At 60.5% G+C, this 25,414-nt stretch carries 20 protein-coding genes; 10 read left to right on the forward strand and 10 right to left on the reverse strand.

The window, feature by feature from the left end:
- Positions 1-7 precede the first annotated feature (7 nt).
- From DKB71_RS09525 to acnA, 6 genes are all read right to left on the reverse strand, one after another.
- A complete protein-coding gene (locus DKB71_RS09525; protein ID WP_408600177.1) occupies positions 8-1,114 on the reverse strand; it encodes an ABC transporter permease in 1,107 nt (368 codons plus the stop codon).
- Positions 1,115-1,161: 47 nt separating this feature from the next.
- The gene (locus DKB71_RS09530; RefSeq protein ID WP_408600178.1) at positions 1,162-1,815 is read right to left on the reverse strand and encodes an ABC transporter ATP-binding protein; all 654 of its coding nucleotides are present in this window, start codon (positions 1,813-1,815) and stop codon (positions 1,162-1,164) included.
- A 13-nt stretch (positions 1,816-1,828) separates the two neighbouring features.
- Entirely contained in the window at positions 1,829-2,623 is a 795-nt protein-coding gene (locus DKB71_RS09535) for an ABC transporter permease (RefSeq protein ID WP_408600179.1), read from the reverse strand.
- Positions 2,624-2,851: 228 nt separating this feature from the next.
- Positions 2,852-3,643 (reverse strand): lysostaphin resistance A-like protein, encoded by a 792-nt coding sequence (locus DKB71_RS09540; RefSeq protein WP_408600180.1) that lies wholly within the window; start codon positions 3,641-3,643, stop codon positions 2,852-2,854.
- A gap of 583 nt (positions 3,644-4,226) precedes the next feature.
- On the reverse strand, positions 4,227-4,490 hold the full coding sequence (locus DKB71_RS09545; protein WP_408600181.1) for a hypothetical protein: 264 nt from the start codon (positions 4,488-4,490) through the stop codon (positions 4,227-4,229).
- 875 nt (positions 4,491-5,365) lie between these two features.
- Positions 5,366-8,107: an aconitate hydratase AcnA gene (acnA, locus tag DKB71_RS09550; protein ID WP_408600183.1), complete on the reverse strand. Its 2,742-nt coding sequence runs from the start codon at positions 8,105-8,107 to the stop codon at positions 5,366-5,368.
- A gap of 223 nt (positions 8,108-8,330) precedes the next feature.
- Here acnA and rlmM point away from each other — a divergent pair, with 223 nt between their 5' ends.
- Positions 8,331-9,404 (forward strand): 23S rRNA (cytidine(2498)-2'-O)-methyltransferase RlmM, encoded by a 1,074-nt coding sequence (gene rlmM, locus DKB71_RS09555; protein WP_323608954.1) that lies wholly within the window; start codon positions 8,331-8,333, stop codon positions 9,402-9,404.
- Between the two features lie 196 nt (positions 9,405-9,600).
- On the forward strand, positions 9,601-9,852 hold the full coding sequence (gene tusA / locus DKB71_RS09560) for a sulfurtransferase TusA (protein ID WP_274077684.1): 252 nt from the start codon (positions 9,601-9,603) through the stop codon (positions 9,850-9,852).
- A 224-nt stretch (positions 9,853-10,076) separates the two neighbouring features.
- Here tusA and DKB71_RS09565 read toward each other — a convergent pair whose 3' ends face one another.
- Positions 10,077-11,480, reverse strand: coding sequence for an MATE family efflux transporter (locus tag DKB71_RS09565; RefSeq protein WP_274077095.1), 1,404 nt, complete (start codon positions 11,478-11,480; stop codon positions 10,077-10,079).
- Between the two features lie 260 nt (positions 11,481-11,740).
- Here DKB71_RS09565 and pdxB point away from each other — a divergent pair, with 260 nt between their 5' ends.
- On the forward strand, positions 11,741-12,883 hold the full coding sequence (gene pdxB, locus DKB71_RS09570) for a 4-phosphoerythronate dehydrogenase PdxB (RefSeq protein WP_408600184.1): 1,143 nt from the start codon (positions 11,741-11,743) through the stop codon (positions 12,881-12,883).
- Positions 12,884-12,942: 59 nt separating this feature from the next.
- Here pdxB and DKB71_RS09575 read toward each other — a convergent pair whose 3' ends face one another.
- Positions 12,943-13,122, reverse strand: coding sequence for a PA1571 family protein (locus DKB71_RS09575; RefSeq protein WP_274077093.1), 180 nt, complete (start codon positions 13,120-13,122; stop codon positions 12,943-12,945).
- Positions 13,123-13,381: 259 nt separating this feature from the next.
- Here DKB71_RS09575 and DKB71_RS09580 point away from each other — a divergent pair, with 259 nt between their 5' ends.
- Together DKB71_RS09580 and DKB71_RS09585 are read left to right on the forward strand one after the other, a co-directional pair.
- Complete coding sequence (locus DKB71_RS09580) at positions 13,382-15,148, forward strand: ABC transporter transmembrane domain-containing protein (protein WP_406592830.1); 1,767 nt, start codon at positions 13,382-13,384, stop codon at positions 15,146-15,148.
- 176 nt (positions 15,149-15,324) lie between these two features.
- Positions 15,325-15,783: an REP-associated tyrosine transposase gene (locus tag DKB71_RS09585; RefSeq protein ID WP_408600185.1), complete on the forward strand. Its 459-nt coding sequence runs from the start codon at positions 15,325-15,327 to the stop codon at positions 15,781-15,783.
- Positions 15,784-15,892: 109 nt separating this feature from the next.
- Here DKB71_RS09585 and DKB71_RS09590 read toward each other — a convergent pair whose 3' ends face one another.
- On the reverse strand, positions 15,893-17,821 hold the full coding sequence (locus DKB71_RS09590; protein WP_323608958.1) for a transglycosylase SLT domain-containing protein: 1,929 nt from the start codon (positions 17,819-17,821) through the stop codon (positions 15,893-15,895).
- A 213-nt stretch (positions 17,822-18,034) separates the two neighbouring features.
- Here DKB71_RS09590 and DKB71_RS09595 point away from each other — a divergent pair, with 213 nt between their 5' ends.
- On the forward strand, positions 18,035-19,954 hold the full coding sequence (locus DKB71_RS09595) for an ATP-binding cassette domain-containing protein (protein WP_323627522.1): 1,920 nt from the start codon (positions 18,035-18,037) through the stop codon (positions 19,952-19,954).
- A 148-nt stretch (positions 19,955-20,102) separates the two neighbouring features.
- Here DKB71_RS09595 and DKB71_RS09600 read toward each other — a convergent pair whose 3' ends face one another.
- Complete coding sequence (locus tag DKB71_RS09600) at positions 20,103-20,543, reverse strand: universal stress protein (RefSeq protein WP_274077089.1); 441 nt, start codon at positions 20,541-20,543, stop codon at positions 20,103-20,105.
- A 104-nt stretch (positions 20,544-20,647) separates the two neighbouring features.
- On the opposite strand from DKB71_RS09600, the gene DKB71_RS09605 reads away from it, so the two are divergent.
- From DKB71_RS09605 to DKB71_RS09620, 4 genes are all read left to right on the forward strand, one after another.
- Entirely contained in the window at positions 20,648-21,085 is a 438-nt protein-coding gene (locus DKB71_RS09605) for a hypothetical protein (RefSeq protein ID WP_274077088.1), read from the forward strand.
- Between the two features lie 613 nt (positions 21,086-21,698).
- A complete protein-coding gene (fadB, locus tag DKB71_RS09610) occupies positions 21,699-23,846 on the forward strand; it encodes a fatty acid oxidation complex subunit alpha FadB (RefSeq protein WP_408600186.1) in 2,148 nt (715 codons plus the stop codon).
- A 29-nt stretch (positions 23,847-23,875) separates the two neighbouring features.
- On the forward strand, positions 23,876-25,051 hold the full coding sequence (gene fadA, locus DKB71_RS09615) for an acetyl-CoA C-acyltransferase FadA (RefSeq protein WP_323608959.1): 1,176 nt from the start codon (positions 23,876-23,878) through the stop codon (positions 25,049-25,051).
- A 99-nt stretch (positions 25,052-25,150) separates the two neighbouring features.
- Entirely contained in the window at positions 25,151-25,387 is a 237-nt protein-coding gene (locus DKB71_RS09620; RefSeq protein ID WP_046819512.1) for a DUF1653 domain-containing protein, read from the forward strand.
- Positions 25,388-25,414: the final 27 nt, after the last annotated feature.

The following is a 25,414-nucleotide window of genomic DNA, read 5'->3' on the forward strand; positions in this document are numbered from 1 at the left end:
AATGGATTTAATCACGATGATCCTCGATCGATGCAATTAGGAAGCGGGTGATGCCGTAGAGCAGCAGTAGGGCTAGGAAGATGGTTGCCAGGTTGTAGAGGCGCTCTGGGTAAATGGCCAGCTGTGGCGTGTTCGGGCTGACCACGGTGACCAGAGTGCGAATCTTCTTGCTGGCTTCGATACGAGCATTGTCGAGTGCGGCAACGGCGGTCTTGTAGGTTTCTTCTGCAATGCCGGCGTCCAGGGTCAATTGCTGGAAGCGCGAGGCAACGACGTTGAGCTGGTCGCCATCAGGAGCGGACACCAGCAGGCGTTTTTCGGCATTCAGCTGTTCGCGAATGGCATTGACGCGTTGCTGTTGTTGCTTGACCTGGGGTGAGTCCGGGCGAAGTTTGTAGAGCATCTGGGTGAGCACGGCGCGCTCTTTGGAGTGCTCGCCTTCGAGAGTGTCGATGATGCTGGCACGGCCCATGGCCGAGCTTTTACCATCCAATACCTTGTTGCGATTCTGGAAGCTCAGCAGCTCTTCCTTGCGTTGGGCGTAGCTCTTTTTCGCACCTTCCAGCTCGCCTTGGGCGAAGCGCATTTGCTCACGGGCGATGCTGTGGGAGACTTCGTTCACAAAGTGCTCGCTGGCTTCCAGAATGACCTGGACCATTTGCTCGGCCAGTTCTGGGTTGAAGGCTTGTACCTCAACGTTCAGCAGGCCTGTAGTTTCTTCGTAGTGCGCCGAAACCATGCGCTGATAGTACTTGAGCAGGTCCTCGCGCTCAGTATCAGCGTCCAGCCAGAAGAACGGGTCGTTGCGTTGCTTGCTGTATTGCTCGATCCAGTGCAGGCGATCTTCCAGCAGCTGCATCATGTCCATCGACATGATGTACTCGCGCAGGTACAGGGTTTCTTCTCTGGAAGCCGAATTGGTACCGCTGAGCAGCATGGCCAGGCCAGGCAACTGGGCGCCGGGGTTGCTGCCTTCCTGGCGCACCACGACTTGCGCAGAGCTGACATAGCGGTCCACAGCAAAAAAGCTGTAGTAGACGATGGCCAGTACCATTGGTACCACAATCAGCCCCAGTGTCAGGCGCCAGCCCTTGAATTTACCCGTACTACTCATATGCACACGCATCCTTGAAATGAAACAGTCACGCCACGGTCAGGCGATCAGGTGTTGTAGGTCTTAATGCCTTCATCGACATCGTCATAGATCTGCACCCCGCCATCGCGCACCAGCAGTACGACGTCACAGAGCTTTTTGATTTCGGGCATGTTGTGAGAAACCAGTACCACCTTGGATTTCTGCAGCCGTTCTTCGAATACCTCGGAGCACTTGCGTCTGAACTGTGCATCGCCTACCGACATCACTTCGTCGATCAGGTAGTAATCGAAGTCGAAGGCCATGCTCAGGCCGAAGGCCAGGCGCGAGCGCATGCCGGAGGAGTAGGTCTTGACCGGCTCGTCGATCCAGCTGCCGATCTCGGCAAAGTCTTCAACGTAAGCGACCTTTGCACGCATGGCGTCACCGACTGCACCATAGACGCGGCTGACGAATTTAACGTTCTCGCGACCGGTCATGCTGCCCTGGAAGCCTCCGGCTAGGCCCACGGGCCATGAAATGCTCTTGTCTGTGGCAATGGTGCCGGAATCCGGCACGTCGGCACCGCCCAGCAGGCGTACCAGGGTGGATTTACCCGCGCCGTTACGACCGATCAGGCCGATATTTTTTCCGGCAGGGATCTTCAGTGACAGGTCGCGGAAAACATAGCGGCGCCCCTTGGGGGTCAGGTACGACTTTGTGATGTTTTTAAGCTCGAACACGGTAAGCCTGCGGTTAGCCGTTTTTGGAGGAGATCAAATGCAGTCGACGAACCCGGTAGGTGCCGAGCGAAACGAACAGCAAAACCAGGGTGACAGCGATTACGTATTTGACTGAAACGCCATCGACTGGCACGTAATACGGGAAGATCTCGGCGCGAATCAGTTCCAGCAAGTGCAGGAACGGATTGAGCAATAGGAGTGGAAGCATGGCGTGTGGCAGGTAGGACGCTGGAATCAGCACGCCGGAAATGAAATACAGGGGAAAGAACATCATGCGGATGAAGAGTTTGCTGCCGGGAATTGCGTGGGCGATCAGCGACAGCAGCATGCCCAGGCCAAAGGCAAACAGCAGGCCCAGCAGGATTGTCAGTACCCATTGAATAGGCGACTTGACCGACATGTCGAAGCCATACCAGGCAAAGCCGAAAACCAGGATGGCGTAGACTGTGGCCGAGGTGCAGAACTCCACGAGGACGCGGGCGAGGAAGGTGTCGAGCGGCTTGATTTGCTTATAGGCGAACAGCGATCGGTTTTCCTTCGGGCTGTCCATCAGGCGCAACGTGGTATTACGAAACAGCAGGAAGGGCGCGAGACCCACGAGGACGAATACCGGGTAGTCGATACCGGCCACTGTTCGGCCACGGATCAATGAGAACAAAACACTAAGGATAAGCAGATGGCAAATCGGCTCAAGCAGCATCCACACTGCGCCCATTCGACTCTCGCCGATGCGCGACCGCGCTTCACGCAGCACCAGGGCAAAAATGACGGATTTTTTGATCTGTAGGGGGGAGCGGGGCTTGAGCATGTTTTACCGCACAGCACAGCAGCGCGATAAATCGCGCTGCTTGAATTCATTTTCAGAAGACTATCTGCCGATGTAGGGCAGATCGATTCCATTCGTGGGGCGCGAGGTTAAACGTTGAGCCTGACAGGAGTCAAGCTGCATAGTTCCCTACCGATAACCGGACGTTTTTGCCATCGGGGAGGGCATTTTAACAGATTTGGCCACACGGACAGCACTCGGAATGATGGCTCAGGTGGCCATCATTGGGTAAGTGAATAAACCGAAGTGCAGCAAATTCAATCCGAAGTGGGTGGCGATGGCGGCGGCCAGTCCGCCGAATCGATAGGCCAGTCCGTAGCCGATGCCCGCCAGGGTCGCCAGCAAAATCCATTGCCAGCCGGCGCCCCAATGGGCCATTCCGAACAGGAGCGCGGCGATCAGTAGGGCGAGGTATTCGCCGTAGGGCAGATGCTGGAGGCATCGGCTCAAGCCGCCTTGCAGGTAACCCCGAAACAGCGCTTCTTCGACCAATGTCACCAGCAGCAGGTTGTTGTTTATCCACAACCATGCCTGCGGCGGCCATTTCGGTGACCACTCGACGATTCCCAGCAACCATGCGCTTCCCAGTGTGACGATTGCCGTCAGGCTCAGGGCCATGGCGCCTGCCTTTAATGCTTGCATCAACGAGTGGCGGCCAATGATCCAAGGGCATACGAGTAACAGCCAGAAACCAATCAGCGGTTTTTCCAGATTGAGGTTCATTGAGAAGGGCACCGCGTTATCGGTGAAGCGTTCCTGGTCGATCATCCGGGCGTTGTGAAATCCCGGCCACCAGTGCAGCGCCAGGGTGAGGGCCAGGAGAATGAACAGGGCGTGGCCAAGATAGCGGCCGTAGCGGGTGTGTTGTTGCTGGACAGCGAATCCGGCGAGCAGCAGCAGGAGAATGGCGATGCTCGCCTGGGCGGTGATTTGCCCGTAGGTGAGTGCCAGGACATAGCCGGCAGAGAGGAGTGTCAGGTATGGCCAGGGCATTACGAGCATGAACGTTTCCTTGTTGCAGGTGAGCTCGCTTTAATGTGGGGCATTTAGGCAGATATGGCCGTGCGTCTGCAATTGTGGTGCTGTGTTTTAGTGCGTAAAACAGAGTGTGTGACTATGTTTAAAGGTACCTGACATTCGTTGGAAGGGTGCTCTGCCGAATCCTGCTGGAAAAAGGGGAAGCATATGACAAGTTGGTCCGTGATCTCTGTGACGTTGTTGATGTTGATGCCTCTTATGACTCTGGTTACTTCGTTAAGGGGGTGGGTCATGCATTTCAAAATTGAAGGCGATACCGAGTACTAGTTGCGGTTTGACCAGGTACTGGTCCTTTCAAGAGCGCTAACACTGAGCACAGGGATGTGGTTCCCCCGCAAATATGGAATTTTGTGCGTAGTGCTGTTCCCTTCAAAGCTACGCGCCTGTTGGCAGATCTGTCGACTGGCGGCCGTCTTCGCTGGCAAGCCAGCTCCTACAGGGGGGCTGAATGCATTCGAAATCATGTCGGCCGGTAGGCGCCTTGCTTTTGGATGTTCGCCAAGCGTGGTAACTGTGCTGCTGAGGAGCATCAGCACAGGGTCGAGGCTCAATGAACGGCCGAGGACCTTGGGACGGGAACGCGATCAAACCTGGAAACCTCTTTGACCCAGAATCGACGGTATTCGGTTTGGTCTGGTGCCAACGGCTTGTGATTTGACCAGGCATGTCCTGTTTTCAAGCTTTCGCGGTATGCCTCCCACTCTTTTTCCTCGGCGATTTCCTTCGCCTTTTTCTCATCGTCGAACCAACCAAGAACATACACTTCGCCTTGATCGATTCCGTGCTCGATCAATAGATAAATCTCTTTCATACGCTAAACCCGTACCGACAAATTTTAAAATACCCTACCACAGCGTATTGCCCTGGCTATCGGCAGGGGATTTCGTTTCTTGAGTAAATGTGGGGCGCTGGGTCTTGGATAGTCGTTTTTGGTTGAGATATCAGGCGGTCCAGTGAATCTTGCAGGCGTTCTGACTCGCGGTGATCACCTGGAAGACAATCATCGGCTGTCAGGGCGCCTTCGCTGGCAAGCCAGCTCCTACAGTGGATTTTGGGTACAGTCGCGAGGGAATGGTCGGCTGTGAGGGCGCCTTCGCTGGCAAGCCAGCTCCTACAGTGGTTTTGAGTACAGTCGCGAGGGAATGGTTGGCTGTGTGGGCGCCTTCGCTGGCAAGCCAGCTCCTACAGGGGGTTGGGTACAGTCGTGAGGGAATGGTCGGCTGTGAGGCCGCTATCGCCAGCAGGCCTGGCTCCCACAGTGGATCGGGTGCATCCCGGGGGCGAGTGGTTGGCTGTGAGGGCGCCTTCGCTGGCAAGCCAGCTCCTACAGTGGTTTTGGGTACAGTCGCGAGGGAATGGTTGGCTGTGAGGGCGCCTTCGCTGGCAAGCCAGTTCCTACAGGGGGTTGGGTGCAGTCGTGAGGGAATGGTCGGCTTTGAGGGCGCCATCGCTGGCAAGCCGGCTCCTACAGGGGATTGGGTGCTGCCGCGAGGGAATGGTGGGCTGTTAGGGCGCCATCGCCAGCAGGCTGGCTCCCACAGTGGATTGAGTGCATTCGCAAGTAATTAGTTGGTTGTAAGGATGCCTTCGCCGGCAAGGTGCTTGGATGGCAGGTTGTAAGGGAGGGCTTCAGGCGCCGTTACCGATGCAACAGCGCCTGAAGCCTCAACACTGATTGTCCCGCGCTTACGACGCAATCAACTGCCGCAACACGTAGTGCAATATCCCTCCTGACTTGAAGTACTCCACCTCATTAAGCGTATCAATCCTGCACAACACTTCGATTTTTTCCCGGCTGCCATTCTCCCGGGTGATGACCAGGGTCAGGTTCATCCGCGGGGTTAGTTCAACGCCGGTCAGGCCGAGGATGTCCAGGGTTTCGCGGCCGGTCAGGTTCAGGCTCTTGCGGTTCTGGTCGAGTTTGAACTGCAGCGGTAGCACGCCCATGCCCACCAGGTTGGAGCGGTGGATGCGTTCGAAGCTTTCGGCGATGACGGCCTTGATGCCCAGCAGGTTGGTGCCCTTGGCGGCCCAGTCGCGGCTGGAGCCGGTGCCGTATTCCTGGCCGGCGATGACCACCAGCGGGGTGCCGGAGGCCTGGTAGCGCATGGCGGCGTCGTAGATCGGCAGTTTTTCGCCGGTGGGGATGTAGTAGGTGTTGCCGCCTTCTTCGCCGTGCAGCATTTCGTTGCGAATGCGGATGTTGGCGAAGGTGCCGCGCATCATCACCTGGTGGTTGCCGCGGCGTGAGCCGTAGGAGTTGAAGTCGCGCGGTTCCACGCCTTTTTCCCGCAGGTACTGGCCTGCGGGGCTGTCGGCCTTGATGTTGCCGGCGGGGGAGATGTGGTCGGTGGTCACCGAGTCGCCGAGCAGGGCGAGGATGCGCGCGCCGCTGACGTCCTTGACCACCGGTGGCGGGCCGCCGATGTCGTCGAAGAACGGTGGATGCTGGATGTAGGTCGAGTCGTCCTGCCAGACGTAGGTGGCCGCTTGCGGCACTTCGATGGCTTGCCATTGTTCGTCGCCGGCGAACACTTCGGCGTATTCCTTGTGGAACATGGCGGTGTTGACCCGCTCGACTGCCTCAGCGATTTCCTGGCTGCTGGGCCAGATGTCGCGCAGGTACACCGGGTTGCCGTTCTGGTCTTCGCCCAGGGGCTCGCGGCTGAGGTCGATGCGTACGGTGCCGGCCAGGGCATAGGCGACCACCAGCGGTGGCGAGGCCAGCCAGTTGGTTTTCACCAGCGGGTGGACTCGGCCCTCGAAGTTGCGGTTGCCCGACAGCACCGAGGCTACGGTCAGGTCGGCTTTCTGGATGGCTTTTTCGATGGGTTCCGGCAGTGGCCCGGAATTGCCGATGCAGGTGGTGCAGCCATAACCGACCAGGGCAAAACCCAGGGTATCGAGGTACTGCGTCAGGTCGGCGGCCTTGTAGTAGTCGGTAACCACTTTGGAGCCGGGGGCCAGCGAGCTTTTCACCCAGGGTTTGCGCCGCAGGCCTTTTTCCACGGCTTTTTTCGCCAGCAGCCCGGCCGCCATCATCACGCTCGGGTTGGAGGTGTTGGTGCAGGAGGTGATGGCGGCGATCACCACCGCGCCGTTTTTCAGGCGAATCGTCTGGCCTTCGAATTCGTAGTCCACTTCGCCGGCCATGTCCGCATTGCCCACCGCCACACCGCCGCCGCCTTCGCTTTCCAGGCGGCCTTCTTCCTTGCTGGTGGGTTTGAGTTGCAGGCCGATGAAGTCGCTGAAGGCTTGCGCGACGTTCGGCAGCGAGACGCGGTCTTGCGGGCGCTTGGGCCCGGCGAGGCTGGCTTCGACGCTGGCCAGGTCCAGGGCCAGGCTGTCGGTGAATTGCGGTTCCTTGCCCGGCAGGCGCCACAGGCCCTGGGCCTTGCTGTAGGCCTCGACCAGTTTGACCGTGGCGTCGGGGCGGCCGGACAGGCGCAGGTAGCTCAAGGTCACGTCGTCCACGGGGAAGAAGCCGCAGGTGGCGCCGTACTCCGGCGCCATGTTGGCGATGGTCGCGCGGTCGGCCAGGGGCAGGTCGGCCAGGCCGTCGCCGTAGAACTCGACGAATTTGCCGACCACACCTTTCTTGCGCAGCATCTGGGTGACGGTCAGCACCAGGTCGGTGGCGGTGATGCCTTCCTTGAGTTTGCCGGTGAGCTTGAAACCGATCACTTCGGGAATCAGCATCGACACCGGTTGGCCGAGCATCGCCGCTTCGGCTTCGATGCCGCCGACGCCCCAGCCGAGTACGCCGAGGCCGTTGATCATGGTGGTGTGGGAGTCGGTGCCGACCAGGGTGTCGGGGAAGGCGTAGGTGCGGCCGTCTTCGTCCTTGGTCCAGACGGTGCGGCCCAGGTATTCCAGGTTGACCTGGTGGCAGATGCCGGTGCCGGGCGGCACCACGCTGAAGTTGTCGAAGGCGCTCTGGCCCCAGCGCAGGAAGGCGTATCTCTCGCCGTTGCGCTGCATTTCGATGTCGACGTTCTGTTCGAAGGCGCTGCTGGTGGCGAATTTGTCGACCATCACCGAGTGGTCGATCACCAGGTCTACCGGGGACAGCGGGTTGATACGCTGCGGGTCGCCGCCGGCCTTGGCCATGGCCGCGCGCATGGCGGCCAGGTCGACCACGGCGGGCACGCCGGTGAAGTCCTGCATCAGCACCCGCGCCGGGCGGTATTGGATCTCGCGATCGGAGCGGCGCTCCTTGAGCCACGCGGCAATGGCCTTGAGGTCGGCGCAGGTGACGGTCTTGGCGTCTTCCCAGCGCAGCAGGTTTTCCAGCAGCACCTTGAGCGACATGGGCAGTGCGTCGAGGTCGCCGAGGCTCCTGGCGGCCTCCGGCAGGCTGTAATAGTGGTAGGTCTTGTCGTCGACTTGCAGGGTTTTAAGGGTCTTCAGGCTATCGAGGGACGGCATTACGGTCACTCCTTGGAGTCCGCACGGGTACGGACTGAGGGAACGGGCAGAGCATTAAACCTAGCCCTGTTTTAAGTAGCTGGCTAATAACTGGACTCTATGGGCAAGTCCGAGGTTCCGAAGTCGGCTATCATGCGCCGGTTTTCGTGACAGGCTTTGCGTTAGCGCAAGTCTGGGCATTCGCGCAGTGGTTGAATGTCTCGCCATCTGCCCAGGAGTAAGAATGAACACCCTTTTCATGCATTGCCGGCCGGGCTTCGAAGGTGAAGTCTGTTCCGAGATTTCCGACCTCGCCGCACAACTGAACGTGGCCGGTTATGCCAAGGCCAAGGCGGCCAGCGCCTGCGCCGAGTTTGTCTGCACCGAAGAAGACGGCGCCGAGCGCCTGATGCGCGGGCAGCGTTTTACCAACCTGATCTTCCCGCGCCAGTGGGCCCGGGGAATCTTTATCGACCTGCCGGAGAGCGATCGCATCAGCGTGATCCTCGCGCACCTGGCGGATTTCCCGACCTGCGGCAGCCTGTGGCTGGAAGTGGTCGACACCAATGATGGCAAGGAGCTGTCGAATTTCTGCAAGAAGTTCGAAGGCCCGCTGCGCAAGGCGCTGACCGGCGCCGGCAAGCTGGTGGACGATGCGACCAAGCCGCGCCTGCTGTTGACGTTCAAGAGCGGCCGTGAAGTGTTCGTTGGCCTGGCGGAGTCGAACAACTCGGCGATGTGGCCGATGGGCATTCCGCGCCTGAAATTCCCCCGTGAGGCGCCGAGCCGTTCGACCTTGAAGCTCGAAGAGGCCTGGCACCATTTCATCCCGCGGGACCAGTGGGACGAGCGCCTGCACAGCGACATGACCGGTGTCGACCTGGGCGCGGCGCCCGGCGGCTGGACCTGGCAGTTGGTCAACCGTGGCATGCTGGTGACCGCCATCGATAATGGCCCGATGGCTGAAAGCCTGATGGACACCGGCCTGGTGCAGCACCTTATGGCCGACGGTTTCACCTTCAAGCCCAAGCAGCCGGTGGATTGGATGGTGTGCGACATTGTCGAGAAACCGGCACGCAATGCGGCGATGCTGGAAGAGTGGATCGGCGAGGGGCATTGCCGCGAGGCGGTGGTCAACCTCAAGTTGCCGATGAAGCAGCGGTATGCCGAGGTGAAGCGCTTGCTGGAGCGTATTGCCGACGGTTTCAAGGCGCGGGGCATCAAGGTCGAGATCGGCTGCAAACAGCTGTACCACGACCGTGAGGAAGTGACCTGCCACCTGCGCCGCCTGGACGTGAAGAAAACCAAGTCCCGCTGAGACGAACGGCCCCATGTGGGAGCGGGCTTGCTCGCGAAGGCGTCGTGTCAATCGACATCAACGCTGGTGACACACCGCTTTCGCGAGCAAGCCCGCTCCCACAGGACCGTGGTAATTCCACAAGGCCGGCGTAATGCAACAGATGACCGAACACCCGGCAATGGGCGACAATGCCGGCAAGTTTCAGGAGTGAATCATGAGTGAATTGCTTGATACGCCGGTAGACGGCACCCTCGATGCCACCGGCCTCAACTGCCCGGAGCCGGTGATGATGCTGCACCAGCACATCCGTGACCTGGTGCCCGGCGGCCTGCTCAAGGTGATCGCCACCGATCCGTCGACCCGCCGCGATATTCCCAAGTTCTGCGTGTTTCTTGACCATGAGCTGGTGGGGCAACATGAAGATGCCGGCACCTACCTCTACTGGATCCGCAAAAAATCCGACTGACCCACAAAACCTTGTAGGAGCTGGCTTGCCAGCGAAGACGGCCTATCAGCCACCATCAATGTTGACTGACACACCGCCTTCGCGAGCAAGCTCGCTCCTACAAGGTCATATCCGATTGAGCCGCAAAACCTTGTAGGAGCTGGCTTGCCAGCGAAGACGGCCTATCAGCCACCATCAATGTTGACTGACACACCGCCTTCGCGAGCAAGCTCGCTCCTACAAGGTCATTTCAGGCTGATACGAATACGCTTGCGCGCACTGCGCGTCAGGCGGATCGACAGCATCAGCGCCGCGCAGCTCAGGCCGACGATCAAACCCTGCCACAGCCCGCTCGGGCCACTTGGCGTGCCGAACCAGTCGGTCAGGCCGAGGGCGTAGCCCACTGGCAGGCCGATGCCCCAGTAGGCGAACAGCGTCAGGATCATCGTCACCCGGGTGTCCTGATAGCCGCGCAACGCACCGGCCGCCGTGACCTGGATCGCATCGGAAAACTGGAACAGCGCTGAATACACGATCAACATCGCCGCCACCCTGATCACCGTCGGGTCCGCCGTGTAGATGGTTGCGATGTGCTCGCGCAGCAACAGCATCAAACTCGCCGAGAGACAGGCATACGCCAGCGCCGTGCCCATGCCGACGCCCGCGGCGAAGCGCGCTTCCCGGGGTTGCTCGCGCCCCAGCGCCTGGCCGACGCGCACGGTCACGGCCATGCCCAGGGAGTAGGGGATCATGAACACCAGCGAGCTGAAGTTGAGGGCAATCTGGTGTCCGGCGACCACGGTGGCGCCGAGGCTACCGATCAGCAGGGCGATCACCGCGAAGATGCTCGACTCGGCGAACACGGCGATGCCGATCGGCAGGCCGATGCCCAGCAGGCGCTTGATCACCGACCATTGCGGCCAGTCGAAACGGCTGAACAGCTGGCTCGACTGATACGCCGGTGCCCAGCGCTCCCAGCCGGCCATGCCCAGGGCCATCACCCACATCACGATCGCCGTGGCCCAGCCACAACCGACGCCGCCCATGGCCGGCACGCCGAAGTGGCCATAGATGAACACGTAGTTCAGCGGAATGTTCAGCGCCAGGCCGCACAGGCCCAGCACCATTGCCGGACGGGTGCGCCCCAGGCCGTCACTGAAGCAGCGCAGCACATGGTAGATAGCGACCGCCGGCAGGCCGCTGGCGATGCCGTGCAGGTACTGCATGCAGGGGCCGATCAGTTCGGGATCGACCTTCATCACGCGCAAGACCGGTTCGGCGCCCAGCAGCAGGCCAGTGGCGATCAGGCCCACCACCAGGGCCAGCCACAGCGCCTGGCGCACGATCGGGCCGATCTCGCTGTGGGTGCCGGCACCGAAGCGCTGGGCGACTTTCGGCGTGGTGGCCAGCAACGTGCCGGTCATCAGCAGGAACACCGGCACCCAGATCGAGTTGCCCAGCGCCACCGCCGCCAGGTCACGCGGCCCGACCCGGCCGGCCATCACCGCATCGACGAAGCCCATCGCCGTGGTGGCCAGTTGCGCGATCATGATCGGCAGGGCCAGGCCGAGCAGGTTTTTCAGCTCCAGGCGGACCCGGGCGGGGCGGGAGAGGGAAGGGCTGGTGGTGTGGTCGGTCACGGAGTTCAAGGGCAAAACGTCCAAATATGTTGGCTGCGCGGGAGCGCATTCTACAGATTGACGCAGCGGTCAGGAAAAGACTGTGTTGGGGATTTGTAATCCTGTGGGACCGAGCCTGCTCGCGATGGAGGTCAACGATGACGAGGGCTGCCTGAATAAACGCGGCGTTCTCAGGTTTTTCGCGAACAAGCTCGCTCCTACAGGGGCATCGATGCTAGGCGCAACACGTCAACTACGCCTACACTGCCGATCCGCCAAAGGAGCCTGACATGCTGATTGTTGCCGACGAAAATATCCCCCTGCTAGACGCCTTCTTCGAACATTTCGGTGAAATCCGCCGGGTGCCGGGGCGCTCCATCGACCGCGCCACGGTCGAGCAGGCCGATGTGTTGCTGGTGCGCTCGGTCACCCGCGTCGACCGTGCGTTGCTGGAAGGCAGCAAGGTGCGCTTTGTCGGCACCTGCACCATCGGCACCGATCACCTGGACCTGGAATACTTTCAGCAGGCCGGCATCACCTGGTCCAGCGCGCCGGGCTGCAACGCCCGGGGCGTGGTCGACTACGTGCTTGGCAGCCTGCTGACACTGGCTGAAATCGAAGGCGCCGACCTGACTCAACGCACTTACGGTGTTGTGGGGGCTGGTGAGGTGGGTGGACGATTGGTCAAGGTCCTGCAGGGCCTGGGCTGGAAGGTGCTGGTCTGCGATCCGCCACGCCAGGCCGCTGAAGGGGGCGATTACGTCAGCCTTGAGCAGATCATCGAGCAGTGCGACGTGATCAGCCTGCACACACCATTGACCCGGCAGGGCGCCCAGCCGACCTGGCATCTGCTCGATGAAAAACGCCTGAATCAGCTAAAGCCCGGCACCTGGCTGGTCAACGCCAGCCGTGGCCCGGTGGTGGACAACCGCGCCTTGCGCCAGGTGCTGCTGCAGCGCGAGGACCTGCAGGCGGTACTCGATGTCTGGGAGGCTGAGCCCGAAGTCGATGTGGCCCTGGCCGAACTCTGCGTGCTGGCCACGCCGCACATTGCCGGCTACAGCCTCGATGGCAAGCAACGCGGCACGGCGCAGATCTATCAGGCGTACTGCGAGTTCCTCGGGCAAGCGCCCCAGGTCAGCCTGAACGACTTGCTGCCAGCCCCGTGGCTGTCGCAGGTGACCTTGAGTGCGGACACCGACCCGGCCTGGGCCCTGGCGATGTTGTGCCGCGGGGTGTACGACCCGCGCCGTGACGATGCGGATTTTCGCCGCAGCCTTGTGGGCAGTGTGAGTGAGCAGCGTGCGGCGTTCGATGGGCTGCGCAAAAACTATCCATCGCGACGCGAGATCGACGGGTTGCAGGTGCGCATTGATGGGGATGCGCCGGCGTTGCGGCACATCGTGGCGGCTCTGGGCGCGACGGCTATCTGAAAATCGGGTAATAAAAAACCCGGCCCAAATGGGCCGGGTCAATGAAGACGGTGGCTACATCACTCTTGTTCGGCAGGCTTGACCAATCGCTTCTCCAGTTCGCTGCACGCGTGCTGGATCATGTTTTCAGTGATCGGTACTTCGCGGCCCTGTTCATCGATTATCGAGCACCCCAGAGACTGGTCTGGCTGCGTGCGGATCACTTCAATCTTGTCATCGCTGCGTTGTTGCAAGGACATGGCCTGTCTCCTCATCAGGTTGTGTGCCTAGATTAGAACCGTCAGGTGACCAGGCTGTGACAACTCCCTGCGATCGCTCCTGAACGGCATCGCCAGTCGACCAGAAATATCCCGACATGGCTACCGCAACTTTAGACCAATAGCGTCTAGGCACTAGACTTCACGGTCATAATTAACCTGACTCATTCTGATTCAACAGGTTCCACCCTCGGGTCGGTGTACGCTGATCCTGTCAATTACTGCGTTGTGGATGATGCAAATGCTCACTGTTCGTCACCGTCGTGCGATTCGCCTGGCCAGTCGTTTCATCGCGCCTTATCGCTGGCACGCGCTGGGTGCCCTGTTCGCGCTGGTCGTCACGGCGGGCATTACCTTGTCCATGGGGCAGGGCATTCGCCTGTTGGTGGATCAAGGGTTCATGACCCAGTCGCCGCATCTGCTCAACCAGTCCATCGGCTTGTTCATGCTGCTGGTGATCGGCCTGGCGGTCGGCACCTTCGCCAGGTTTTACCTGGTGTCGTGGATCGGCGAGCGCTGCGTCGCCGACATCCGTCGCCGGGTGTTCAATCATCTGGTCTACTTGCACCCGGGGTTCTACGAGGACAACCGCAGCTCCGAGATCCAGTCGCGGCTGACCGCCGATACCACGCTGCTGCAATCGGTGATCGGCTCTTCCCTGTCGCTGTTCCTGCGCAATTTGCTAATGGTGATCGGCGGGATCGTCCTGCTGTTTGTCACCAATCCCAAGCTCACCAGCATCGTGGTGATTGCCTTGCCGTTGGTGATTGCGCCGATCCTGATTTTCGGCCGGCGGGTGCGCAGCCTGTCGCGCCTGAGCCAGGACCGGATTGCCGATATCGGCAGCTATGTGTCCGAGACCCTGGGCCAGATCAAGACCGTGCAGGCCTACAACCACCAGGCCCAGGACGAACAGCGTTTCGCCGTCACCGTGGAGGAGGCGTTCGACACGGCGCGCAAGCGCATCTTCCAGAGGGCCTGGCTGATTACCCTGGTGATCGTGCTGGTATTGGGCGCCGTCGGCGTGATGCTTTGGGTCGGCGGCATGGACGTGATTGCCGGGCGGATTTCCGCGGGTGAGCTGGCGGCGTTCGTTTTCTACAGCCTGATCGTCGGCAGTGCGTTCGGCACCTTGAGTGAGGTGATCGGCGAGTTGCAGCGCGCGGCGGGTGCGGCAGAGCGAATTGCCGAGTTGCTGCGGGCGCAGAACATCATCCAGCCACCGACCACGGGCCTGGTGACCTTGCCCGAGCGGGTGCGGGGCGACCTGGTGTTGCAGGATGTGCGCTTTTGCTACCCCTCACGCCCCGAAAGCTACGCCGTCGATGGCCTGAGCCTGAGCATCCAGGCCGGGGAGACCCTGGCGTTGGTCGGGCCGTCCGGGGCTGGCAAATCGACGGTGTATGACCTGCTGCTGCGCTTTTACGACCCCGGCGAAGGGCGCATCCTGCTCGATGGCGTGCCCCTGACCCAGCTCGATCCACTGGACCTGCGGCGTTGCTTCGCCCTGGTTTCGCAAACCCCGGCGCTGTTTTACGGCAGCATCGAAGACAACCTGCGCTACGGCAACCCGACCGCGACTTCGGAGGAGGTTCGAGAAGCGGCCAAAATCGCCTACGCCCACGACTTCATCGAAGCCATGCCCAACGGCTACCAGACCCACCTGGGCGACGGCGGCCTGGGCTTGTCCGGCGGCCAGCGCCAGCGCCTGGCCATCGCCCGCGCGCTGCTGGTGGATGCACCCATCCTGCTCCTGGACGAAGCCACCAGCGCCCTCGACGCCCAAAGCGAACACCTGATCCAGCAGGCATTACCGAGCCTGATGAAAAACCGCACCACCCTGGTCATCGCCCACCGCCTGGCCACGGTAAAAAACGCCGATCGTATTGCGGTGATGGATCAGGGGAAGCTGGTGGCGGTGGGAACGCACCAGTCGTTGATTGCGAACAATGCGTTGTATGCGCGGCTGGCGGCGTTGCAGTTCAGTGATGGACATGAGGCGGCATGAATCGCCGCTGCTGAATTCTGCAAGGCGGCATTCAGTGAGCTGGCGACCGACCTAGTAACCGACCTAGTAACCGACCCAGTAACGGCGCTCTGAAATATGCAGAAATCGCGCAGATCAGCGGCCTCACATCAGTGGGCTAACCTTGCGGAATCTGCATATTCAGGGAGGGCAACGGAATGCCCATCGCCGCAAAAGGGTGTCGCCTGCGCAAGTCCAGATTTTCTGAACAGGGTCGCCTCTATCTGCTGACGGCAGTCACTCATCAGCGCCAGCCGGTGTTCGCTGACTGGCGCTTGGGTCGTTTGTTGGTGGATCAACTGCGCTGCGCTGATGAAAGCTCGGCGATTACTTCCATGGCCTGGGTCGTGATGCCGGATCATCTGCATTGGCTGATTGAATTGAAACACGGGACGCTGGCGGAGTTGATGTGTCGCATCAAGTCCAGTAGCAGTCGTTCGATCAATATGGTGCGCGGTGAGCAGCAGCGATTGTGGCAGCGGGGGTATTACGATCGAGCGTTACGGCGTGATGAGGATATCAAGGGGGCGGCGCGGTATATCGTCATGAATCCGTTGCGGGCGGGATTGGTTTCCAGGGTTGGCGATTATCCCTTGTGGGATGCCATCTGGATTTGAGGATCACATTCAAAAGATCGCAGCCTGCGGCAGCTCCTACAGTGGGGCGGGTGTACACCCTGTAGGAGCTGCCGCAGGCTGCGATCTTTTGATCTTGTATCAACGGATCTCACTGATCGTCGAAATACCGCTCATGCCAATCCACCAACGGTTGCGGTGAGTTGAGTTTCTGGCCGTAGATCACCGAATACGACAGCACGTTCTGCACGTACTGGCGGGTTTCGTCGAATGGGATGCTTTCCACCCAGACGTCGAAGCTCAGGTGATCGGCGCCGCGCAGCCACTGGCGCACGCGGCCCGGGCCGGCGTTGTAGGCGGCGGAGGCGAGGACGCGGTTGCCGTTGAACTGGCTGTGGACCTGGCTCAGGTAGGCGGCGCCGAGCTGGATGTTCTTGTCCGGGTTGAACACTTGCTGCGGCGAGGCCAGCGGAATACTGAACTTGCGTGCGGTTTCCTTGGCCGTTCCCGGCATCAATTGCATCAGGCCGCTGGCACCGACACTGGAGCGGGCGTCGTCCATGAAGGCGCTTTCCTGGCGGGTGATGGCAAATACCCAGCTGGGATGCAGGCCGCGGATCTTCGCTTCGCGGACCAGGGTTTCGCGGTGGGCCATCGGGAAGCGAATGTCCAGGTCGTCCCAGTACTGCGCCTGGCTGATGGTGCGAATCGCCGGGAAATACCATTTCAGGTCGTAGGCCAGTTTCGCCTGGGCGACCATTTCGTCGCGACTGAAGTGACGGCTGACGTGATACCACTCGCGGCGACCGTCGACGATCTGCCCGCGGGCATGGAACTCCAGGGCGCGACGTATGCCGGGGGTGTTGCGCACCTTGTTCATCAGCGCCTGGCTGAACACCAGCGGTTTGTTGTTCAGCGAATAGGGCGACTGTGAACGGTCGGCGGCGAGGAAGCCATAGAAATCGCGCTCGCGCGCCAGGCTCTTGTAGAGGGTTTGCGCTTCGGGGTTCTGCGGTTGCGCCAGTTCCAGGCTGCGGGCCTGCCAGTAGCGCCAGCGGTTGGCGGTGGCCAGGTCCTGGGGCAGGCGGCGCGTCAGCTGGTAGGCATCGTCCCAGCGCGCCAGGCGCAGCAGCAAGCGCATGCGCCATTCAGACACCGTGTTGTCGCGCAGCTCCGGGTCGTACCTGGTCATCATGTCCAGCGCGCGGCTGTCGAAGCGTTTCGCCAGGGTCAGGCCGATTTCCCGGGCGATCGCCACTTTTTCGTCGCGGGAGAAGTGCATGCTGCTGGCATAACCGTCGAGCAGGCTCATGGCCCGGTCCGGGTCCTGGCGGGCCAGACGGCGCAGGCCGAGGCTGACCACGTCGGACATCGGTTCGTCGGCCGGGGTGAAGCGCGACGGCGAATTGAGCAGCTCCGGTTTCTGTGCCACATCGATCAGCAGGCGACCACGGGGGGCGAGGGTGGTCAAGCCATTGACCAGGCTGTTGGCCAGTGGGTAGTTGCGCGCCTGGGCGGCGAGCTTGGTGCGTTCCCAGCGCTTCTGCTCGGTGAGCTGGCCTTCGGCGGCCCACATGCCGAACAGCGCGTCACACGCCGCCGGTTGCGTCTTGCCGGTCAGCCAGAGTTTGTTGGCGTTGGCGTAGCCTTCGGTCTTCTGGTTGTGGCTGATCTGGTACTGCGCGTTCAGGCAGTCCAGTTCGGTGAAATTCATCTTGGGGTCGTAATATTTGACGAACGTCGCCCAATCGCCGCGTTCGGCCAGCCAGCGCAACCAGCGCAGCTTCATCCAGTTGGCCTGGGGCAGGTCACCGTGCTCGGCGAGGAACTTCTCGATCTCGGCATTGCTCGCGGTCTTCAGGCGCGCGGTCAGCTCGTCGTAGGCCAGGTAGGGTTCCAGCGGGTAGTCGGCCAGGGCCTGGCTGTAACGGAAATACGGGCCGGTGTCGCCCTTGGCCAGGGCGCGCTTGGCTTCATCGTAGTACTGGCGTTGGGTGGACAGGTCCACCGCCTGGACGGATTGAACGGCAGCGGCAGAAAGTAGAAAACAGGACAAAAGATTGAAAAGGCGACTGCGCATGAGACGTCCGGACAGAAAAAACATGACAAGTGCTGGCGACGCCCGCACTGAATTATTCGTAGCTTAGCCTTTTGCCAGCAATGGGCGAAAGCTTTGCCGGGCTGTCTGCATCAGTTCGCAACATTTGTGCTGCAGAGTGCTACCAAGGTGAAAATGCCGGCCTGCTAGGGTCCCGTTTCAGGTAGAATGCGCGCCCGGTTTTTGGAGAAGCTCATGACCCTGCTCAAATTCAGCGATGTGTCCCTTGCTTTCGGCGCTATGCCGTTGTTGGACAAGGTGTCCTGGCAGATCGCCCGTGGAGAGCGGGTGTGCATCATCGGCCGCAACGGCACTGGCAAGTCCAGCATGATGAAGCTCGTCAAGGGCGACCAGAAGCCCGATGACGGCTCGGTTTGGCGCGCACCCGGGCTCAAGATTGGCGAATTGCCGCAAGAATTGCCGGTAGCCGACGAGCGGACAGTGTTCGACGTGGTTGCCGAAGGCCTGGACGGTGTCGGCGCGTTGCTCGCCGAGTATCACCACCTGAGCCAGAACTGCGTCACCGATGCCGATCTGGACAAGCTGATGCACGTCCAGCACGACCTCGAAGCCCGCGACGGCTGGCGTTTGCAGACCCTGGTCGACAGCACCCTGAGTCGCCTGCAGTTGCCGGCCGACAAGACCCTCGCCGAATTGTCCGGTGGCTGGCGTCGTCGTGTGCTGCTGGCCCAGGCCCTGGTGTCCGAGCCGGACCTTTTGCTGCTGGACGAACCGACCAACCACCTGGACATCGGTGCCATCGCCTGGCTGGAAGAAGCGCTGAAGGATTTCCAGGGCGCCGTGCTGTTCATCACGCACGACCGTTCTTTCCTGCAGAACCTGGCGACCCGCATCCTCGAACTGGACCGCGGTGGCCTGATCGACTGGAACGGCGATTACGCCAGTTTCCTGGTGCATAAAGAAGCCGAGCTGGCCGCCGAAGCCACCGCCAACGCGCTGTTCGACAAGCGCCTGGCCCAGGAAGAAGTGTGGATTCGCCAGGGCATCAAGGCCCGTCGTACCCGTAACGAAGGTCGCGTCCGCGCCCTCAAGGCCCTGCGCGTCGAGCGCAGCGAGCGTCGTGAGCGCACCGGCAAGGCCAACATCCAGCTGGAAACCGCCGACAAGTCCGGCAAGCAGGTGATGGTGCTCGAGAACGTGAGCTTTGCTCACCCGGGCGGTCCGTTCCTGATCAAGGATTTCTCGATGGTGTTGCAGCGCGGCGACCGCATCGGTCTGCTCGGCGCCAACGGTACCGGCAAGACCACCCTGCTCAAGCTGATGCTCAGTGGCCTGCAGCCCACCAGCGGCAAGGTGGAAGAGGGCACCCGGATCGACGTCGCCTACTTCGACCAGTTGCGCCACCAGTTGGACCTGGAAAAGACCGTGATCGACAACGTCGCCGAAGGTCGCGACTTCATCGATATCGACGGCCAGAGCCGCCACGTGCTGAGCTACCTCGGCGACTTCCTGTTCAGCCCGCAGCGTGCCCGCACGCCGGTCAAGGCGCTGTCCGGTGGCGAGCGTGCCCGTCTGTTGCTGGCCAAGCTGTTCAGCAAGCCGGCGAACCTGCTGGTACTCGATGAACCGACCAACGACCTCGACGTGGAAACCCTCGAGCTGCTCGAAGAGGTCTTGCTGACCTTCAACGGCACCGTGCTGATGGTCAGCCACGACCGGGCATTCCTCGACAACGTGGTGACCAGCACCCTGGTGTTCGAAGGTGAAGGTCTGGTTCGCGAATACGTCGGTGGTTACCAGGACTGGCTGCGCCAGGGTGGTTCACCGCGCCTGCTGGGCGTGACCGAGAGCAAGTCCGGCAAGGCCGACCTGAACTCCGCCGTGGTCAAGGCCGAGCCTGCGCCTGTGGCGGCCGCCGTCGAGGCGCCGGTGGCGAAGAAGAAGCTCAGCTACAAGCTGCAGCGTGAGCTGGAAGCGTTGCCGGGGCAGATCGAAGCCATGGAACAGCAGATCGCTGCCGTCGAGGCGCAGATGGCCGATGCCGGCTTCTACCTGCGTCCGGCTGCGGAAACCGCTGCGGTGATCGCCCAGCTGGCGCAGTTGCAGGCTGAACTCGACATCATGGTCGAGCGCTGGGCCGAACTGGATGCCTGATTGATCCTGTAACAAAAAAAGCCCGACCTCGGTAATGCGAGTGTCGGGCTTTTTGTAGGTGCTGCCGAAGGCTGCGATCTTTTGATCTTGTTTTTAAACATCAAAGTCAAAAGATCGCAGCCTGCGGCAGCTCCTACACGGGTTTGCTTTAGCTTTTGTTTTGCAGGCGCACTGCCAGCACATCGCAAGGCGCGCCGTGCAGGACGTCGTTGGCGGTGGAGCCCAGCAGCAGTGCCAGGCCATGGCGGCCGTGACTGCCGACCACGATCATGTCGCACCCTTGCTCCTTGGCCAGGTGGTGAATCTCCTGGCGTGGCTGGCCGTAGGTCAGGTGGCTGTATTCCCTGGAGAGCTCAGGGTATTTCAGGATCAAACGATCGAGACGCTCCTTGGCCTGGTCGAACTGCTGCTGTTGCAGTTGTGACAGGTCCATTGGCACATCGCCACCAAAGGCCATGGCCATTGGCTCGACGATATGCACCAGGGACAATTTCGCCCCATTGCTCACCGACAGCTCGCGAGCACGGTGGATGACAGGGTCGCACTCTTCGGTCAGATCTACAGCGACCAGGATGTGGTTGTAGGGCATGAGGTGCTCCTCCTGAGGATTGCAATATTGGTAAGTATGGCTGGTTTCAAGCGCATTGGTTCCAAAGTGACTCAATGCGCTCATCAAGAATCGGGAGTACAGATATGACGGTCTGGATAGTGGTGTCAATCCTGCTGGTGGTACTCAGTCCACTGGCATGGCTGCGACCCTCGCGCCATCAGAGCGGTCGCATGGCCCTGCGCATGGAGGCGCGACGCATTGGCCTGGCCATGCAGCTGGCGCCACAGGAGTGGCCGCACTGGCTCGCCCAGGAGCCGCCAAACCCCTGTGCGCAGTACCATCGGCCACGCCGGGGCAATCAGCCGGCATGCTGGAGCTACTGGCAAAAATCACCGGGGCTGTGGGTCAACCAGTGGCAGGAGCCCTGCGAAGATCCCGCGCTGCTCAATCATTTCGAAAAATTGCCGGCCAACGTCTACAAGGTCGAGGCCGACAAGCAAATGATCACCCTGTATTGGGGCGAGAAGGGCGAGGCCGAGGTCCTGCAGCACATCGACGCCACCCTCAAAGCCCTCGCCTGAACCCCCACCCTTGTAGGAGCTGGCTTGCCAGCGATGGACGTCAACGATGACGTTTGAAACCTGACACCCCGCGGCGTTCTCAGGTCCATCGCGAGCAAGCTCGCTCCTACAAGGGTTTTTTTGCGGGCAATAAAAAGCCCGACAACTTCATCGGGCGGGGGTGGCCAGGCAGGCCGGTAATTCTGAGTGGGCTGATCTTACGCTGGGCATTCGCCAAAAGCGTTCACTTTTTTCGCCAGTCCCGCCAGCGTAGCCCGTTAAACACAGGCTGCCGTGAATTAGGGCGAATTTTCTAATGATTGATCCTATGAATGGTTGTGCATACCTGTGCGTATTGCAGGTGCTGGCAGTACGGATATGACCGCAAAGTCGCATTTCAACCCGCATTTTGGGCGATTGACAATTGTCGGAAATTCCGTGAAGGTGACGTACCCAAATCAAACGGGCGTATGAATTGAGCGTTTGTCCGACAAAACGCTCCTACAGAATCCCGACTATCGCGTTGGCGGGTGTGACGGGTGGATAGGCGTAGCATCGACGATTGACGTCCCTGCCAGCCATCCGCCTGCGTCCGACGTGTACTGTTCAGCTTCCATATCGTGGAGATCAGTTGATGATTTACGAAGGTAAAGCCATCACGGTTAAGGCTCTTGAAAGTGGCATCGTCGAACTGAAGTTCGACCTCAAGGGTGAGTCCGTCAACAAGTTCAACCGTCTAACCCTGAACGAACTGCGTCAGGCCGTAGACGCCATCAAGGCAGATGCGTCGATCAAGGGTGTGATCGTCAGCAGTGGCAAGGACGTGTTCATCGTCGGTGCCGACATCACCGAATTCGTCGACAACTTCAAGCTGCCGGATGCAGAGCTTGTGGCTGGCAACCTCGAAGCCAACAAGATTTTCAGCGATTTCGAAGACCTCAACGTCCCGACTGTCGCCGCGATCAATGGCATCGCGTTGGGCGGCGGTCTGGAAATGTGCCTGGCGGCGGACTACCGCGTCATGTCGACCAAGGCCAAGATCGGTCTGCCGGAAGTCAAGCTGGGCATCTACCCGGGCTTCGGCGGCACCGTGCGCCTGCCGCGCCTGATCGGTACCGACAACGCCATCGAGTGGATTGCCGCCGGCAAGGAAAATCGTCCTGAAGACGCGCTGAAAGTGGGCGCCGTCGATGCCGTGGTTGCTCCTGAGAAGCTGCAGGATGCCGCACTGGAACTGATCAAGCGCGCCATTTCCGGCGAGTTCGACTTCAAGGCCAAGCGCCAGCCGAAGCTTGAAAAGCTCAAGCTGAACGCGATCGAACAAATGATGGCTTTCGAAACCGCCAAGGGTTTCGTGGCCGGCCAGGCTGGCCCGAACTACCCGGCCCCGGTCGAAGCGATCAAGACCATCCAGAAAGCCGCGAACTTCGGTCGTGACAAGGCCCTGGAAATCGAAGCCGCCGGTTTCGTCAAGCTGGCCAAGACCTCGGCAGCACAGAGCCTGATCGGCCTGTTCCTGAACGATCAGGAACTGAAGAAAAAGGCCAAGGCCTACGACGAAATCGCCAAGGACGTGAAGCAGGCCGCTGTACTGGGCGCCGGCATCATGGGTGGCGGTATCGCCTATCAGTCGGCGTCCAAAGGCACGCCGATCCTGATGAAGGACATCAACGAGCACGGTATCGAGCAGGGTCTGGCCGAAGCCGCCAAACTGCTGGTTGGTCGCGTTGATAAAGGCCGCATGACCGCCGCGAAAATGGCTGAAGTGCTCAACGGCATTCGTCCGACCCTGTCCTACGGTGATTTCGGTCACGTCGACCTGGTGGTTGAAGCTGTCGTCGAGAACCCCAAGGTCAAGCAAGCCGTACTGGCTGAAGTCGAAGACAAGGTCAAGGAGGACACCATCCTGGCGTCCAACACCTCGACCATTTCCATCACCTTGCTGGCCAAGGCCCTCAAGCGTCCGGAAAACTTCGTCGGCATGCACTTCTTCAACCCGGTGCACATGATGCCGCTGGTGGAAGTGATCCGTGGCGAGAAGTCCAGCGAGCTGTCGGTTGCCACTACCGTTGCCTACGCCAAGAAAATGGGCAAGAACCCGATCGTGGTCAACGACTGCCCGGGCTTTTTGGTCAACCGTGTGCTGTTCCCGTACTTTGGCGGTTTCGCCAAGCTCGTCAGCGCCGGTGTGGACTTCGTCCGTATCGACAAGGTCATGGAAAAATTCGGCTGGCCAATGGGCCCGGCGTACCTGATGGACGTGGTCGGCATCGACACCGGTCACCACGGTCGCGACGTGATGGCTGAAGGCTTCCCGGACCGCATGAAGGATGACCGTCGCTCGGCCGTGGACGTGCTCTACGAAGCCAAGCGCCTGGGCCAGAAGAACGGCAAGGGCTTCTATGCCTACGAGACCGACAAGCGCGGCAAGCAGAAGAAAGTCGCCGATCCGTCGGTGCTGGAAGTGCTCAAGCCGATCGTCTTCGAACAGCGCGAAGTCACCGACGAAGACATCATCAACTGGATGATGATCCCGCTGTGCCTGGAAACCGTACGTTGCCTGGAAGACGGCATTGTCGAAACCGCCGCCGAAGCCGACATGGGTCTGGTCTACGGTATCGGTTTCCCTCCATTCCGTGGCGGTGCGCTGCGCTACATCGACTCGATCGGTGTTGCCCAGTTCGTTGCCCTGGCTGACCAGTACGCTGATTTGGGCGCGCTGTACCACCCGACCGCGAAGCTGCGCGAAATGGCCAAGAACGGCCAGAGCTTCTTCGGTTAAGCGCCCCCAACTAGAGTGAGAGTGAACTTATGAGCTTGAATCCTAGAGACGTCGTGATTGTCGACTTCGGTCGTACTCCGATGGGCCGCTCCAAGGGCGGCATGCACCGCAACACCCGCGCCGAAGACATGTCGGCGCACCTGATCAGCAAATTGCTGGAACGCAACGTCAAGGTCGACCCGAGCGAAGTCGAGGACGTGATCTGGGGCTGTGTGAACCAGACCCTGGAGCAGGGCTGGAACATCGCGCGCATGGCGTCGCTGATGACCCAGATCCCGCACACCTCGGCCGGCCAGACCGTCAGCCGCCTGTGTGGCTCGTCGATGAGTGCCCTGCACACCGCCGCGCAAGCGATCATGACCGGCAACGGTGACGTTTTCGTGGTGGGCGGCGTCGAGCATATGGGCCACGTGAGCATGATGCACGGTGTCGATCCGAACCCGCATATGTCGCTGTACGCGGCAAAAGCTTCGGGCATGATGGGCCTGACCGCGGAAATGCTGGGCAAGATGCACGGCATCACTCGCGAACAGCAGGACGCCTTTGGCGTGCGCTCCCACCAACTCGCCCACAAGGCGACCGTGGAAGGCAAGTTCAAGGACGAAATCATCCCGATGCAGGGCTACGACGAGAACGGTTTCCTGAAAACCTTCGACTACGACGAAACCATTCGTCCGGAAACCACCCTGGAAAGCCTGGCGGCGTTGAAGCCTGCTTTCAACCCGAAGGGCGGCACCGTGACAGCCGGTACCTCGTCGCAGATCACCGATGGTGCCTCGTGCATGATCGTGATGTCGGCGCAGCGTGCACAGGACCTGGGCATCCAGCCTATGGCGGTGATCCGCTCGATGGCCGTGGCAGGTGTGGATCCGGCGATCATGGGCTATGGTCCAGTACCGGCCACACAGAAAGCACTGAAGCGTGCGGGTCTGAGCATCTCTGACATCGACTACTTCGAGCTCAACGAAGCTTTCGCCGCACAGGCCCTGCCAGTGCTGAAAGATCTGAAAGTGCTCGACAAGATGAATGAGAAGGTTAACCTGCACGGCGGCGCGATCGCCCTGGGCCACCCGTTCGGTTGCTCCGGTGCGCGAATCTCCGGCACTTTGCTCAATGTGATGAAGCAAAATGGCGGCAACCTTGGGGTAGCCACCATGTGCATTGGTCTCGGCCAAGGCATCTCCACCGTCTTCGAACGCGTTTAAACGTTGCGTTGACGGAAGCCGGGGCCCAGTGCCCCGGTTTTTGTTTTTGTGGATTTTTTTATTTTTTTATTTTGAACGGATTTCAGTGAGGGCCGAAGCATGCCGATACAACCTGGGCTCTATCAACATTACAAAGGTCCGCAGTACCGTGTGTTCAGTGTCGCGCGGCATTCGGAAACCGAGGAAGAAGTGGTCTTCTACCAAGCCCTGTATGGCGATTACGGCTTTTGGGTACGCCCCTTGAGCATGTTCCTGGAGTCCGTCGAAGTTGACGGCGAACAGGTGCCACGCTTTGCTTTGGTGCAAGCCGAACCGAGCGTTTTTCCGAAGCCGTAAGGGCAGGGCGCGCAGAACCCTGCGCTT

This window comes from Pseudomonas sp. PLMAX (genome assembly GCF_046042685.1).
Lineage (GTDB): Bacteria > Pseudomonadota > Gammaproteobacteria > Pseudomonadales > Pseudomonadaceae > Aquipseudomonas > Aquipseudomonas putida_AE.

What these genes read in the sequence shown, in the direction of transcription:
- DKB71_RS09525 (WP_408600177.1), bottom strand. Translation starts at nt 1,114, where the DNA reads ATGAGTAGTACGGGTAAATTCAAGGGCTGGCGCCTGACACTGGGGCTG.
- DKB71_RS09535 (WP_408600179.1), bottom strand. Translation starts at nt 2,623, where the DNA reads ATGCTCAAGCCCCGCTCCCCCCTACAGATCAAAAAATCCGTCATTTTT.
- DKB71_RS09540 (WP_408600180.1), bottom strand. Translation starts at nt 3,643, where the DNA reads ATGCTCGTAATGCCCTGGCCATACCTGACACTCCTCTCTGCCGGCTAT.
- DKB71_RS09545 (WP_408600181.1), bottom strand. Translation starts at nt 4,490, where the DNA reads ATGAAAGAGATTTATCTATTGATCGAGCACGGAATCGATCAAGGCGAA.
- acnA (WP_408600183.1), bottom strand. Translation starts at nt 8,107, where the DNA reads ATGCCGTCCCTCGATAGCCTGAAGACCCTTAAAACCCTGCAAGTCGAC.
- rlmM (WP_323608954.1), top strand. Translation starts at nt 8,331, where the DNA reads ATGAACACCCTTTTCATGCATTGCCGGCCGGGCTTCGAAGGTGAAGTC.
- tusA (WP_274077684.1), top strand. Translation starts at nt 9,601, where the DNA reads ATGAGTGAATTGCTTGATACGCCGGTAGACGGCACCCTCGATGCCACC.
- pdxB (WP_408600184.1), top strand. Translation starts at nt 11,741, where the DNA reads ATGCTGATTGTTGCCGACGAAAATATCCCCCTGCTAGACGCCTTCTTC.
- DKB71_RS09575 (WP_274077093.1), bottom strand. Translation starts at nt 13,122, where the DNA reads ATGTCCTTGCAACAACGCAGCGATGACAAGATTGAAGTGATCCGCACG.
- DKB71_RS09580 (WP_406592830.1), top strand. Translation starts at nt 13,382, where the DNA reads ATGCTCACTGTTCGTCACCGTCGTGCGATTCGCCTGGCCAGTCGTTTC.
- DKB71_RS09585 (WP_408600185.1), top strand. Translation starts at nt 15,325, where the DNA reads ATGCCCATCGCCGCAAAAGGGTGTCGCCTGCGCAAGTCCAGATTTTCT.
- DKB71_RS09590 (WP_323608958.1), bottom strand. Translation starts at nt 17,821, where the DNA reads ATGCGCAGTCGCCTTTTCAATCTTTTGTCCTGTTTTCTACTTTCTGCC.
- DKB71_RS09595 (WP_323627522.1), top strand. Translation starts at nt 18,035, where the DNA reads ATGACCCTGCTCAAATTCAGCGATGTGTCCCTTGCTTTCGGCGCTATG.
- DKB71_RS09600 (WP_274077089.1), bottom strand. Translation starts at nt 20,543, where the DNA reads ATGCCCTACAACCACATCCTGGTCGCTGTAGATCTGACCGAAGAGTGC.
- DKB71_RS09605 (WP_274077088.1), top strand. Translation starts at nt 20,648, where the DNA reads ATGACGGTCTGGATAGTGGTGTCAATCCTGCTGGTGGTACTCAGTCCA.
- fadB (WP_408600186.1), top strand. Translation starts at nt 21,699, where the DNA reads ATGATTTACGAAGGTAAAGCCATCACGGTTAAGGCTCTTGAAAGTGGC.
- fadA (WP_323608959.1), top strand. Translation starts at nt 23,876, where the DNA reads ATGAGCTTGAATCCTAGAGACGTCGTGATTGTCGACTTCGGTCGTACT.
- DKB71_RS09620 (WP_046819512.1), top strand. Translation starts at nt 25,151, where the DNA reads ATGCCGATACAACCTGGGCTCTATCAACATTACAAAGGTCCGCAGTAC.